Origin of the sequence: Olsenella uli (assembly GCF_016900775.1) — a bacterium.
GTDB lineage: Bacteria > Actinomycetota > Coriobacteriia > Coriobacteriales > Atopobiaceae > Thermophilibacter > Thermophilibacter uli_A.
Window position 1 is genome coordinate 137,838 of the sequence record NZ_JACJKN010000001.1, and the last position, 13,768, is coordinate 151,605.

At 67.3% G+C, this 13,768-nt stretch carries 11 protein-coding genes; 5 read left to right on the forward strand and 6 right to left on the reverse strand.

Features of this window, described 5'->3' with window-relative positions; all coding sequences use genetic code 11:
* Nucleotides 1-48: 48 nt before the first annotated feature.
* The gene (yfbR, locus tag H6A23_RS00660) at nucleotides 49-651 is read right to left on the reverse strand and encodes a 5'-deoxynucleotidase (RefSeq protein WP_204830275.1); all 603 of its coding nucleotides are present in this window, start codon (nucleotides 649-651) and stop codon (nucleotides 49-51) included.
* A gap of 105 nt (nucleotides 652-756) precedes the next feature.
* The gene (locus H6A23_RS00665; protein ID WP_204830276.1) at nucleotides 757-2,424 is read right to left on the reverse strand and encodes a putative manganese-dependent inorganic diphosphatase; all 1,668 of its coding nucleotides are present in this window, start codon (nucleotides 2,422-2,424) and stop codon (nucleotides 757-759) included.
* Between the two features lie 515 nt (nucleotides 2,425-2,939).
* Between H6A23_RS00665 and ettA the strand changes: the two genes are divergently transcribed.
* From ettA to H6A23_RS00690, 5 genes are all read left to right on the forward strand, one after another.
* The gene (gene ettA, locus H6A23_RS00670) at nucleotides 2,940-4,619 is read left to right on the forward strand and encodes an energy-dependent translational throttle protein EttA (RefSeq protein ID WP_204830277.1); all 1,680 of its coding nucleotides are present in this window, start codon (nucleotides 2,940-2,942) and stop codon (nucleotides 4,617-4,619) included.
* A 108-nt stretch (nucleotides 4,620-4,727) separates the two neighbouring features.
* Complete coding sequence (locus tag H6A23_RS00675) at nucleotides 4,728-5,420, forward strand: hypothetical protein (protein ID WP_204830278.1); 693 nt, start codon at nucleotides 4,728-4,730, stop codon at nucleotides 5,418-5,420.
* A 236-nt stretch (nucleotides 5,421-5,656) separates the two neighbouring features.
* The gene (locus H6A23_RS00680; RefSeq protein ID WP_204830279.1) at nucleotides 5,657-6,625 is read left to right on the forward strand and encodes an L-lactate dehydrogenase; all 969 of its coding nucleotides are present in this window, start codon (nucleotides 5,657-5,659) and stop codon (nucleotides 6,623-6,625) included.
* A gap of 164 nt (nucleotides 6,626-6,789) precedes the next feature.
* Nucleotides 6,790-7,569, forward strand: a complete 780-nt coding sequence (locus H6A23_RS00685) for an ABC transporter ATP-binding protein (RefSeq protein WP_204830280.1) — start codon at nucleotides 6,790-6,792, stop codon at nucleotides 7,567-7,569.
* On the forward strand, nucleotides 7,569-9,359 hold the full coding sequence (locus H6A23_RS00690; protein ID WP_204830281.1) for a putative ABC transporter permease subunit: 1,791 nt from the start codon (nucleotides 7,569-7,571) through the stop codon (nucleotides 9,357-9,359). The genes H6A23_RS00685 and H6A23_RS00690 overlap by 1 nt, the downstream gene beginning before the upstream one ends.
* Before the next feature lie 81 nt (nucleotides 9,360-9,440).
* On the opposite strand, the gene H6A23_RS00695 is transcribed toward H6A23_RS00690, so the two are convergent.
* From H6A23_RS00695 to H6A23_RS00710, 4 genes are all read right to left on the reverse strand, one after another.
* Entirely contained in the window at nucleotides 9,441-10,454 is a 1,014-nt protein-coding gene (locus H6A23_RS00695; RefSeq protein WP_204830282.1) for an asparaginase, read from the reverse strand.
* Entirely contained in the window at nucleotides 10,451-11,299 is an 849-nt protein-coding gene (locus H6A23_RS00700; RefSeq protein WP_204830283.1) for a Cof-type HAD-IIB family hydrolase, read from the reverse strand. Before H6A23_RS00700 ends, H6A23_RS00695 begins: the two co-directional genes overlap by 4 nt.
* Nucleotides 11,300-11,443: 144 nt before the next feature.
* A complete protein-coding gene (locus H6A23_RS00705; RefSeq protein ID WP_204830284.1) occupies nucleotides 11,444-12,271 on the reverse strand; it encodes a Cof-type HAD-IIB family hydrolase in 828 nt (275 codons plus the stop codon).
* A gap of 5 nt (nucleotides 12,272-12,276) precedes the next feature.
* Nucleotides 12,277-13,758, reverse strand: coding sequence for a DUF1846 domain-containing protein (locus H6A23_RS00710; protein WP_087351776.1), 1,482 nt, complete (start codon nucleotides 13,756-13,758; stop codon nucleotides 12,277-12,279).
* Nucleotides 13,759-13,768: the final 10 nt, after the last annotated feature.

Genomic DNA, 13,768 nt, shown 5'->3' on the forward strand with positions numbered 1-13,768 from the left:
TGCAAACATGCCTAAAAGGGGCCTGTCCCCAAATAGGCAACGGGAGGGTTAGAGCAGCTCGTCGAGGGTGGCTCCGTAGGAGGGAAGGAACTCGGACACGAAGTCGGCGACCTCGGGGAGCTCTGCCGCCATCTCGTCCACCGCGGCGCGGCAGGTCCGCTCCGCGCTCGTGAACTCGGCGTTGCCGGCACGGCGCTCGTCGACGCACTTGATGAGCGCGGAGATCTTGTCGGCCGCCTTCACGAGCCGTCGGAGGTAGAGCTCGTCCTCGTCTGCCCCCTCCGGCGTCCAGAAGACGTCCTCGAGGCAGGGGCGCAGGTCGTTTGGAAGCGCCGCCAGGAGCTGGCGCTCCGCCTCTCGCTCGACGGCGCCGTACGCGCTTCTGATGGTCCCGTCGTGGTACTTCACGGGCGTGGGCATGTCGCCGGTGATGATCTCCGAGGCGTCGTGGTAGAGCGCCACGAGCGCGGCGCGCTCGGCGTTGAGCGAGCGGCCATGGCGAGCGTTGCCCACGACGCAGAGCATGTGGGCGATGAGCGCCACCTCGAGCGTGTGCTCGGAGAGGCTCTCGGGGCGAGAGCTCCGCATGAGGGCCCAGCGCTCGATGTACTTCATGCGCGAGAGCAGCGCGAGGAAGTGGGACTCGGCCATGGCGGCTCCTTGGTTCGTCCAACGTGTCGCAGCAATGATATACCGCCCGCCGGACAACAATCCGACGGGCGGCGGTCGTGCATCACTGGCGTCAGGCGCAAGGCGCTAGTCCGTGCCCTCTTGGATGCTCTGGAGCGTGGCCATGAGGGCGGGGATGACCTGCTTCTTGCGGCTGACGACGCCCGGCAGCTTGGCCATGCCGTCGGTCGGCTCCACGTCAAAGGCGCGCGCGATGATGTCCTCGGCGCCCTCGCCGTACCACAGCATCTCGCTCGACGAGCTCTTGACGTCGGTGAACAGGTAGAAGACGAGCGGCAGCTCCTCGAGCGCGGCGGCCTCCCTCAGGTAGGGGCCCACGAGCTCCTCGGCCGCCTTGCGGCTCTTCTCGGTCATGTAGGTGCCCTGGCCCACGCCAAACTTGACGTTGCCGCGGCTGAAGATCTTGAAGTCGCCGCCGAAGACCTCCTCCGCCGTGCGGCCGGTGAGGTCGGCGCCGGCCTCGAACATCTCGTCGGCATAGGCGTTGATGTCGACGTCGGCGATCTTGGCGAGCGCGTTTGCGGTGTCGCGGTCGATCTGCGTGCAGGTGGGCGAGCGGAAGGCCAGCGTGTCGGAGAGGATGGCCGAGAGCATGAGCCCGGCGATGTCCTTGGGGATTTCCACGTTGTTCTCGCGATAGATCATGTAGACGATCGTGCAGGTGCAGCCGACGGGCACGTTGCGGAAGTACGCGGGCCCCTCGGTCTCGATGGAGCCGATGCGGTGGTGGTCGATGATCTCCATGATCTCCGCCTGCTCGAGGCCCTCGACGGACTGCGAGCGCTCGTTGTGGTCCACGAGGATGACGTGCTTCTTCTTGGCGGCGAGGAGGTTCGGCGAGCTCACGAGACCCACGTAGTGGCTGTTCTCGTCGATGACGGGGAAGTAGCGGTGACGCGAGTGGGCCATCATCTTGCGCGCGTCGTCGACGGAGGTGTTGACGCTCACCTTGAGGATGCCCTCGGAGAGCATCTTGGCGCGCACGGGGATGGACATCGAGATGATGCGCGCCGCGGCATAGGTATCATACGGCGTGGTGATGATCGCGCAGCCATGGCGCTCGGCGGACGAGATGACCTTGCTCGAGATGTGCGCGCTGCAGCAGACCACAAGGCAGCTCGCGTCGCTCTCGACGGCAAACTGCTGGGTCTCGTAGCGGTTGGTCACAAGGACGATGTCGCCGGGCTTGACGGTGTCCTCCATCATCTCGGGCGTGGTGCCCACGCGGACGCAGCCGCCGGTGACGCGGCCGGTGGGGTCGCCGAGGATCATCTCGCCCTTGAGGGTGTCGACGATGTTGGCGTAGCAGGTGCGCGACTCGCCGATCACGCTCATGTCAAAGACGTCCATGTTGGCGTTGGCGATGTCCTTGACGGCGATGAGGCCCTCGAGGTTGTTCTCCTCGTCGGTGACGCAGAGGGTGTCGGTCTTAGCCTCGCGCATGAGGTTCCATGCCGCAAAGAGGCTCATCTCGCCGTCGATGCCGCCCTGGCGCTGGATCTCCGTGTCCTTGATCTGCGGGGTGACGGAGGTGATGAGCTCGGGCTCGGCAAAGCCGAAGTGCCTGAGCACGAAGGCCGTCTCTCGGTTGATGGCGCCCGCGCGGCGCGGCTGGTAGATGTCCGTGTGCTCGACGGCGTTCTTGAGGTGCGCGTACGCGATGGCCGAGCAGATGCTGTCCGTGTCCGGGTGCAGGTGACCGATGACGTTGACCTTGCGGATACCCTCTGGCATGTGCCTTCCTTCCCCCTGGTGCTTCCTCGTCTGATTGTGCCACGCACGAGGTCATGTTTTGATGTGCGGCTTGTGAACGGTACCAAAACTGCGCGACCGGACGCGCCTCTCGGCGCGTCGCGGGCCAACGTTTGTCCGCCGCAGCTGCCACCGCCCGCTTCCCGCTGCGAATCTGGTGGTTGTGGCAATTCCCGGCCCGGAGGCGTTGCGCGGGTTGGGGTTATGGCAGAGTCTGGGCCGCCATAACCCCAAAAAGCGCAGCACATCGAGAAGAACGGCCAGTTGTTGGGTGGCGTCGATTGCCATAACCCCAAATTCCGCGACGCTGTGGCGACGGGAATTGCCATAGCCCCCAGATCCGCAGCGCGGGGAGGGGCGTGCGGGCCGGGCGCGCCGTCCCCCCGCCTCCCGTGGCGGATTTCTCCTGCAGGCAGCGCGTTCTTCTCGCCCGGGGGAGGGGGCTGGGATAGACTCGGTGTGACGGTAAGCCCCGCACAAGAGAGGCGAGAAACCCCATGGCAGAGTTTGTCTACATGTTCAACCGCGCCCGCAAGGCCGTGCACGACAAGGTCATCCTCGACGACGTCACGGTGGGCGTCTACCCCGGCGCCAAGATCGGCGTGGTGGGCCCCAACGGCGCCGGCAAGTCCACGCTCCTCAAGGTCATGGCCGGCCTCGAGGACGTCTCCAACGGCGAGGCGCGCCTCACGCCGGGCTACACCGTGGGCATCCTCCAGCAGGAGCCGCCGCTCGAGGAGGACAAGACCGTCCGCGAGAACATCGAGCTGGCCTTTGCCGACCTCCTTGCCAAGATCGAGCGCTTCAACCAGGTGAGCGCCGAGATGGCCGACCCGGATGCGGACTTTGACGCCCTCATGGCCGAGATGGGCCAGCTCCAGGACGAGATCGACGCCGCCAACGGCTGGGACCTGGACTCCCAGCTCTCCCAGGCCATGGACGCCCTGCAGTGCCCGGACCCGGACGCGCCGGTCTCCATCCTCTCCGGCGGCGAGCGTCGCCGCGTGGCGCTGTGCAAGCTGCTGCTTGAGGCACCCGACCTGCTGCTCCTTGACGAGCCCACCAACCACCTGGATGCCGAGTCGGTGCTCTGGCTGGAGCAGTTCCTGCACAAGTACCCCGGCGCCGTCATGGCCGTCACGCACGACCGCTACTTCCTCGACGACGTGGCCGAGTGGATCTGCGAGGTCGACCGCGGCCAGCTCTACCCCTACGAGGGCAACTACTCCACCTACCTGGAGAAGAAGGCCGCGCGCCTGGAGGCCCAGAGCCAGCAGGACGCCCGCCGCGCCAAGAAGATGAAGTCCGAGCTTGCGTGGGTGCGCTCCAGCCCCAAGGCGCGCCAGGCCAAGAACCGCGCGCGCCTGGAGCGCTACGAGCAGATGGAGGCCGAGGCCCGCGCCTCCAAGCGCGTGGACTTCACCGACATCCACATCCCCGTGGGCCCGCGCCTGGGCGCCAAGGTCCTGGAGGCCGAGCACCTCTCAAAGAGCTTCGGCGACCGCGTACTCATTGACGACCTCTCCTTCTCCCTGCCGCGCAACGGCATCGTGGGCGTGATCGGCCCCAACGGCGTGGGCAAGTCCACGCTCTTCAAGATGATCGTGGGGCAGGAGGAGCCCACGTCCGGCACCCTCGCGGTGGGGGAGACCGTCAAGCTCTCCTACGTGGACCAGATGCGCTCGGGCATCGATGCGGAGAAGACCCTCTGGGAGGTCGTCTCCGACGGCAACGACTACATCCGCGTGGGCGAGTCCGAGATCCCGAGCCGCGCCTACGTGGCGGCGTTCGGCTTCAAGGGCTCGGACCAGCAGAAGCGCGCGGGCGTGCTCTCCGGCGGCGAGCGCAACCGCCTGAACCTCGCGCTCACGCTCAAGCAGGGCGGCAACCTGCTGCTCCTGGACGAGCCCACCAACGACCTCGACGTCGAGACGCTGGAGTCCCTGGAGGAGGCGCTCGAGGAGTTCCCCGGCTGCTCCGTGGTGATCTCGCACGACCGCTGGTTCCTCGACCGCGTGGCCACGCACATCCTCGCCTGGGAGGGCACGGACGAGAACCCTGGCCGCTGGCACTGGTTCGAGGGCAACTTCGAGGCCTACCAGGCTGACCGCGAGAAGCGCCTCGGCGCGGAGGCGTCCAAGCCCCACCGCCTGCACCGTAAGCTCACGCGCGACTAGGGATTTGTGCCCCCTCCCATAGTTTTCGAACGGTTCCCTTACGGTCGCCTGACGTGACACGACTACGGTTGTGCCATGTCAGGCGACCGTCTCGTGAAAGGGAGCCATATGTTCGAAGGCGTGTCCTACTCCGTCCACATGGACATCGAGGGGTTCCGCGACCTCTTCCGCGCCCAGCAGATCCGCTACACCCGGAAGCTCGGGATTCTCTGTGCCGTGCTCTTTGGGCTCATGACCATCGCCTCCGTCTTCGCGTGTCTCTTTGCCCCTTCCGTCGAGATGGTCGGGGGCACGCTGCTCTTCGTGGCGCTTCTCGTGTTTGGTGTCGTGATGGCGGTGCGTCCGCCGCTTCTGCTCGCAACGCGCGCGGGCCTGGTGCGGAGGTGGTTTGCGCAGCGAGGTGCCGCCAGCGCGGGCGACGATTCGCTCGCGGAGCTCGTTGCCGACTATACGGTGACCCTCTCCGCGTTTGGCTTCACGGAGGCCTCGAGCACCGCAACGCTCAACATACCCTGGTTTGCCCTCGACGCTCGCCCGGTTGCGGGCGACAACGGGACCTACTTCGTGCTGGCAAAGGGCAAGGAGGCCTCTCTTGCCTACAACCTCATAGGAATCAACTGGGCCTTCCGCGACGAGGACGCCTCGGGCGTGCTCTTTCTCCCGCGCGAGCTTGTCGAGAAGAACCCGGGGCTCGTGGACGAGGCGTCCTCCGCGATCAAGGATGCCCGCCGGCACTACCTCGGTCGCGGAAAGCGGGCCATCGAGGACAAGCAGCTCGCCTCGTGGCTGGCGGCGAAGTAGGAGGCCTCGTCTCGTGCCTACGGCGGTCTGCCGGGGCGGAGCGGGGGCGCACCATCGCCAGAGCGCCTGTTCTCGCCGGGCCGCCGCTTGAGCAGGCGCACTCCTCGGTGAACGGCGTCGTTTTTCTGAAACACTAACGTCACAGAACGTCCACAACCGGTTAGAATGGAGGGGCGCCCCAAGGCGCCCCTTTTTTGTGAGCAACGGCGCGCCGCGCCAGGACGATAGGAGCATCAATGCACACGGGCGACATCAGGACACGTAAGGCCGTCATCATCGGCGCGGGGCGCGTGGGCAGCCATGTGGCGCTCTGCCTCATGTTCCAGCACCTCGTGAACGAGATCGTCTTTCTCGACGTCAACCGGGACGCCGCGCGCGCCCAGGCGCTCGACCTCGACGACCTGGCCTCCGGCCTCGGCGACTCCTTCACCATCCGCGTGGGCGACTACGCCGACTGCGCGGACGCCCACTTCGTGATCCTCACCGCCGGCCGCAGCCGCCGTCCCGGCGAGACGCGCCTCCAGATGCTCGACGGCACCATCAAGGTGCTCGACGGCATCGTGGGCCCGCTCAAGGAGTCCGGCTTCCACGGCATCCTGATCAGCGTCTCCAACCCGGCCGACATCGTGGTGGAGTACCTCTACCGCAAGCTCGGCCTGCCGCGCAACCAGGTCTTTGGCACCGGCACCTCGCTCGACTCCGCGCGCCTGCGCCGCGTGCTCTCCGAGACCATCGACGTCTCCAGCCGCCAGATCCAGGCCTTCTGTATGGGCGAGCACGGCGACTCGATGTTCATCCCCACCTCGCGCATCTCCGTCGAGGGCATCGGCCTGCGCGAGTATCTGTCGCTGCGCGATGACGTGGTGGACACCATCGACTTTGCCGACATCATGCGCCGCGTGCGCGAGTCCGGCGCCGCCATCATCTCGGGCAAGGGCTGCACCGAGTTCGGCATCGCCTCGGTGGTGGCCGCGCTCGTGACCTCCATCCTCCACAACGAGAAGCGCGTGGTGCCGCTCTCCGCCCACCTCGACGGCGAGTACGGCGAGTCCGGCATCTCCGCCGGCGTGCCCTGCGTCATCGGCAGCACCGGTGTCGACTCCGTGCTGGAGATCGACCTCTCCTACGACGAGCGTCGCGCCATGCGCAAGTCCTGCTCGATCATTCGCGACTACTGCGAGAAGGTCCTGCCCGAGCAGGAGTAGCCGTCCCGCAGAGATCCGGGCATGACAAAGGTGTCAGGGTCGTTTGTCAGGAAACCTGACAAACGACCCTGACACCTTTGTCAAGTCACCCATAACTTGCCGGGGGGGGTTCTCCTAGCGTAGAATGGCGCACATGACCGGCTGGCCCCAGAGACGGGAGACCCATGATCAAGATTGACCACGTGTCAAAGTCCTACGACGGCGGCGCGACCACGGCCGTGCGCGACCTTTCCCTTGAGATTCGCTCAGGGGAGATCTTCGGCCTGCTCGGCCCCAACGGCGCAGGCAAGTCCACGCTGCTCAACATGCTCGCCGGCGTGCTCGCGCCCACCTCAGGCACGATCGAGCTCGATGGCGTGAACGTGGCCACCGACCCGCTCGCCGCCAAGAGAAACCTCTGCTACGTGAGCGACTCGCCCGACCACCTGCTTCGCCTCAAGGGTCACGAGTTCCTGCGCTTCATCGCCGACGTCTACGAGGTGTCGGACGCCGTGCGGGCCCAGCGCATCGCCGAGCTCGCGCACGAGTACGGCATGGAGGGCGAGCTGGACAACCAGATCCAGTCCTACTCCCACGGCATGCGCCAGAAGATGATGATCATGGGCGCGCTGCTGCCCGACCCGGCCATCTGGATTCTCGACGAGCCGATGACCGGCCTCGACCCCAAGGCGTCGTGGCTGCTCAAGCAGTCCATGCGCCGCCATGCGGACGCGGGCAAGACCGTGCTCTTCTCCACGCACGTGCTCGACGTGGCCGAGAAGGTCGTGGACCGCGTCGGCGTGATCGCGCACGGCGAGCTGCTCTTCGTGGGCACCGTCGACGAGATGCGCGAGCACTTCCGGTCCAACGGCTCGCTCGAGGAGATGTTCCTCGAGCTCACGTCTGACAACTCGCCGTTTGCACAGGGCGAGAAGGACGGCGCCGCCGCAGGGGAGGCGCGGTAATGGCGCGCGCGGCGGCCCAGGGCCTCTCCTGGCGGCAGTTCCGCGTGATGCTGCGCGTCATCATGCGCGGCGAGCAGCACCTGGACAGCACGGGCATGGGCCTCGGCGGCGACGGCGAGTCGCGCAAGGGGCTCTGGGGGTCGCTCGGCGCGGGTGCGCGCAAGGTGGCGATGGGCTTCCTGTTTTTGCTCCTTGCGGCGATGTTCTTCATGATGGGCTTCATGCTGGGGGAGGTGGGCACCACGCCCTACGTGGCGTTTAGCCTCTGCGTGGTATGCCTTGTGGGCCTCACGCTGCTCACTGGCCTCTATCAGGCCGTGAACATCCTCTACTTTGTGCGCGACCTCGGCTACTACCTCACGCTTCCCGTCTCGGCCACCACGATCATGTGGGCCAAGCTCGCGCACTTCCTGGGGATGTCGATCATCGGCGACCTCATTCTTCTGCCGGTGGGGCTGGGGTGCCTGCTGTCCGCAGGGGCCGGGCCCGGGGCGTGGGTGGCCATGACGCTGGCGTTTGTGCTGTGCGCCGTGGCGGTCAACCTGGCGCTCGTGATCGTCTGCGTGCCCATCATGCGCTTCTCGCGCCTGGCGCACGACAAGGACCGCTTCTCCCGCGTCTTTGGCGGCATCATCATCGTACTCGTGCTCGTCATTGGCGTGGGGAGCCAGTTTGCGCTCCAGGGCGACGGCCTGGCCTCGCTCGCCTCGGGCTCGGAGCAGCTGCTCTCGGGTGGCGCCCCTGCGGTCGTGATGGGCCTTCTGTGCCCGCCGTCGCTCTTCGCGCGGCTTGTCGTTTCGGGAGACGCGCTCGTGGCGGCAGGCGGGCTTCTCGCCATGCTCGCGAGCGTGGCCGTCTATGCCGCCGTGCTCTCCGCCGTCTCCCGGCGCTGGTACTTCGAGGGCGTGCAGGCGCTCCAGGGCGCGGGCGGCAAGCGCGGCCGCCGCGTCGAGGGGGCGGAGCTCTCGCAGGTCACGCGCACGCGGGGCGCGCTCGCGGCGAACCTCAGCCGCGACTGGAAGATGATGGTGCGCGTGCCGGTGTTCTTCAACCAGTTTGTCCTGAGCTCGCTGCTCATGCCGCTCTACTTCATCGCCATCATCGTGGTGAGCGGCGTCGTGGGCGTCTCGCAGGCGTCTGACGCCGGCTTGGACCCGGCGGCGCTGCTCGGGATGGCGCGCGAGCTCACGAGCCTTCTGGCCCTCGACAGCCCCGCGCTCGTGTGGTGCGCGGTGGTCGTGCTCGTCTTTGGCCTTTTCCTGGGCTTCTCGTCCTACTCGTTCACGATGGGCGTGAGCCGCGACGGCGAGGACTTCTTCTTCATGCGCGGCCTGCCCATGAACTGGAGCGCGTATCTGGCCGCCAAGTTCGTGGCGCCGTTCGCGCTCTCCTCGGTGCCGATGCTCGTCCTCTTTGTGATTGCCATCGTGGCGCTGGGCGTGCCCGCGGCGTCGGGGGCATATCTCATCCTGGTCTACCTCGGCGCGACGATCTCCCTGGGCCTTCTCTCGCTTGGGCTGGGGGCGCTCTTCCCGCGGCTCACGTGGGATAACGAGGCGCAGCTCGTCAAGGGCGGCGGCGCCACGCTGATGGTGTTTGCCGGGCTCGTCATTGGTGCGGTCGTGATGGCGCTGCCCGCGCTCGCGCTTCTGGGCTGCGTGCTCTGGGGCGCGTTCGCGGCGCCTGTGGCGCTCGGCCTTGCGCTGGCGATCTTTGTGCTCGAGTGCGCGGCCCTCGCGTGGTGGGTGCTCGGTCCCTGCGCGCGGAGCCTCTCCCGTCGCGAGCGCTAGCCGCGGCCGCCGGACAAAGGCTGACAAAGGTGACAGGGTCGTTTGTCATGAAAAACATGACAAACGACCCTGTCACCTTTGTCAGCCTTTTGGCATGCGATCGTGGTTGATCTCTTGGTAGAAGAGGCGCGAGAGCTCTGCGGGGTCATGGGTCTGGCCAAGCGCCCACATCGTCTTGGCGACGAGCGCCTCGGTGGTCATGTCATCGCCCTTGAGGATTCCGTCCTTCTCCGCGTACGCATGACCGACCTCGTAGACGCCGAGGTCAAGGCCCTCCTCCGGCACCTGCGTCGTGACCACGAGGGCGCGGCCGGAGTCGACCCAGTCGAAGATCGCCCGCTGGTAGGACTCGTCGTACGCCGGGATGCCGCCAATGCCGAAGGTCTCGAGGATGATGGCGTCATAGTCAGGCTTGAGGAGGGCGAAGATCGTGGGCTTGAGCTCCGGGGTGAGCTTGAGCACGATGACGCGCTCGTCGAGGGCGTCGTAGAAGCGCGGGCGGTGGTGGCCTGCGGGCGCGGGTGCCATGCCTGCTGGGCGCACGATGCCATTGCCGCGGATGTAGGCGAGTGACGGGTAGTTCATGCTCGAGAAGGCGTTGAAGCTCATGGTCCGCTGCTTGCGTGCGCGGGTCCCGCAGATGACCTTGCCGCCAAAGACCACGCTCACGTCGTGGGACGCCGGGTCGCAGGCGTACAGGACGCTCTGGTAGAGGTTGAGCTTGGCGTCGGTGAAGGGGTTGGCCATCGGCTGCTGGGAGCCCGTGAGCACGATGGGCTTCTCGCTGTCCTGGATGAGGTAGGAGAGCGCGGCGGCGGTGTAGGCCATGGTGTCCGTGCCGTGGAGGATCACGAAGCCGTCGTATGCGTCGTAGGCGCGGCGCACCTCGCGCGCTATGCACAGCCAGTCGCGCGGACGCATGTTGGTGCTGTCGATGTTCATGGGCTGGACGAAGTCCAGCTCGCAGAGGGTGTCGAGCAGGGGGACCTGCCGGGCGAGCTCGGGCCCGGTCATCGTGGGGGCGAGCCCGGAGCCGTCCTCGGTCGAGGCGATGGTGCCGCCGGTCGCGATGAGGAGCACGCGCCTCTTGCTCACGCGCGCTCGCCTCCTCGGGCGTCGCCCGCGCCCAGCAGGAAGCGGCGGATGGCCTCGGCCACGCCGCCGTGGTCGTTGTCGGCGACGGTCACGGCCGCCGCGGCGCGCGCGTTCTCGTTGGCGTTGCCCATCGCCACGCCGAGGCCCGCGTCGCGCAGCATCGGCAGGTCGTTGTCGGCGTCGCCGATCGCGATCGTCGCCTCGCGCGGGATGCCGAGCAGCTCGGCGAGCTCGAGCATGCCCGTGCCCTTGTTGACGCCGATGGGGGAGAGCTCCAGGCTCGCCTCGTCGGAGTAGGCGAGCTCGAGCGGGGCGCTCTCGAGCCGCTCGCGCACCCGCGCGCGCGCCTCGGGGGTGCGGAAGTGCAGGTTGAACTTCTGTACGGGGAACGACGGCTCGCGCAGGCGCCGCTCGAAGCCCTCCATGGGCGTGCCCGTCTTTGCGTAGAGCGGCACGTAGATGCCCATGTAGTAGTCGGGCATGCGCTCGACCATGTCGGACTCGAAGTAGAAGCCGGGGCCGGAGAACGCCTCGCAGATGTAGTCCTCGCCCTCGGAGGCCTCGAGCGCCAGGTCGAGAAGGGCGTGGTCGAGCGTGGTCTCGCGCAGGAGGCGCCGCTCGTGGAGGTCGTAGATCGCCGAGCCGCTTCCGCAGATCGCGTAGCGGACTCGGGTGAAGTCGTCACGGTCCATCTCGATCATGACCGGGCAGCGCCCCGAGCAGATGGCGATCTGACGGCCCGCGTCGAGCGCCTCCTCGATCGCCTCGGTCGAGGAGGGCAGCACGCGCTTGGAGCTGTCAAGCAGCGTCCCGTCCATGTCTATTGCCATGAGCTGGTATTCCACGGGTCCTCCTCCTTGTGGCGTCGCCTGCGGCAACAGGATAGCGGGCGGCGCGCCGTCGTGGCGGCCGCGTCGCGCGATACCGCACAACTCCCCAATTCTGCCGCGCACGCCTCTCCCTGAGGGGCCTGTGCGGCATCCGGGCTCCTAGTGCGCGCTACCCAGCAGGTAGGTGCGAATCGCCTCGGCGACGCCGCCGTGGTCGTTGTCGGCCACCACGACGTCGGCCGCCGTCCGAACGCGCTCGTTGGCGTTGCCCATCGCCACGCCGAGGCCCGCGTCGCGCAGCATCGGCAGGTCGTTGTCGGCGTCGCCCACGGCCATCGTCGCCTCGCGCGGCACGCCGAGGAGCTCCGCGAGGGCGAGCATGCCGGTGCCCTTGTTCGCCTCCGTGGGGGAGAACTCGAGGCTCGCCGTCTCGAAGTCCACGAGGCCGAGCCCCAGGTCGCTCACGAGCGCGCGGACGCGCTCGCGGGTGGCCTCGTCGCGGAAGTGGACGTTGATCTTCTGGACGTGGGTCCGCGGGTCGCGGAGAAGCGCGCGCATGTCCTCGGCGGGACGGCCGGCGCGCCGGTAGGACTCGACGTAGACCCCGAGCCCGAAGCCGGGCATGCGCTCGAGGGCGTCGCTCTCGAAGAGGAAGGAGCTGCCCACGAACGGCTCGAGGAGGCAGTCGGTGCCCTCGCAGGCGTCGAGGATGCGGACGAGCGCGTCGTGGTCGAGGCGCGTCTCCCAGAGCAGCCTGCGCTCGTCGAGGTCATAGAGGCTCGTCCCGCTCCCGCAGATCGCGTAGCGGATGCCGGCGAGCTCGTCGCGGCTGACCTCCACCATGGCCGGGCAGCGGCCCGAGCAGATTGCCACGTGCCTCCCGGCGGCGAGCGCCTCCTCGATCGCCTCGGTCGAGGACGGCAGCACGCGCTTGGCGCCGTCGAGCAGCGTCCCGTCCATGTCGAGGGCAATGAGCTGGTAGGCCATGGCGTCTAGCGGTGGTAGTAGCCGTGGCGCTCGTACTTGGGCTCGCAGCAGACGTTGATGCCGAGGTTGCGGTAGGTGCTCTTGTCTGCCTCCGAGATGATGACCGAGAAGTAGGCGTCGCAGCCGGCGAGCTGGTCGAGCGCGTCGACGGCCTCCCCGGCCTGGGGGTTGGTGGCGGAGGAGAGCGACAGGGCGATGAGCATCTCGTCGGAGTGCAGGCGCGGGTTGCGGCTGCGCAGGTGCTCGGTCTTGAGGTGGCAGATCGGCGCGAGCGCCTCGGAGCTCACGACGTAGGTCTGCTTGGGGATGCCCGCCATGTGCTTCGCCGCGTTGAGCAGAAGCGACGCTGCGGCACCCATGAGGTCGGAGGTCTTCCCGGTCACGAGCGTGCCGTCGGGGAGCACCATGGCTGCGGCGGGGCCGCCTGTGTCCTCCTCCTTGGCGAGCGCAGCCTGGTGGGCGGGGGAGTAGTCGCAGGTGACGTCGGTCTGGCGCATGAGCAGCTCGATCTTGTCGAGCGCCTCGGTGCCCTCGCCGGTGCGGCGCAGCTCCTCCGCCGCCGTGAACCAGCGGCGCACGATCTCGTTCTTGGCCGCCTCGCGGCAGGCCTCGTCGTCGGAGATGCACAGGCCCACCATGTTGACGCCCATGTCGGTGGGAGACTGGTAGGGGCTCTCGCCGGCGATCTTCTCCATCATGGCCTTGAGGACGGGGAAGGTCTCGACGTCGCGGTTGTAGTTGACGGTGACCTCGCCGTAGGCCTCGAGGTGCCACGGGTCGATGATGTTGCGGTCGTCGAGGTCGGCCGTGGCCGCCTCGTAGGCGACGTTCACAGGGTGCTTGAGCGGCAGGTTCCAGACTGGGAACGTCTCGTACTTGGCGTAGCCGGCGGCAATCCCGCGCTTGTTCTCGTGGTAGAGCTGCGAGAGGCAGGTGGCGAGCTTGCCCGAGCCGGGGCCGGGGGCGGTCACCACCACGAGCGGGCGGCTCGTCTCGATGTAGTCGTTCTTGCCGAAGCCCTCGTCGGAGACGATGTGGTTGACGTCTGAGGGGTAGCCGTCGATGAGGTAGTGGCGCCACACCGAGACGCCCATGCCCTCAAGGCGGCGCTGGAAGGCCTCGGCGTGCGGCTGCCCGGTGAAGTGGGTGATGCAGATGCCGCCCACCATGAGCCCGCGCGAGCGGAACGAGTCCATGAGGCGCAGCGCGTCCTCCTCGTAGGTGATGCCGATGTCGGAGCGGCGCTTGGCGTTCTCGATGTTGTCGGCGTTGATGACGATGATCGCCTCGACGTCCTCCTTGAGGCTCTCGAGCATGCGGATCTTGGAGTCGGGCTCAAAGCCCGGAAGGACGCGGCTCGCGTGGTAGTCGTCAAAGAGCTTGCCACCAAACTCCAGGTAGAGCTTGCCTCCGAACTGCCCGATGCGCTTGCGAATCTTCTCCGCCTGAAGCGAGATGTACTTGTCGTTGTCAAATCCTATGCGCATCTGCGGGGGT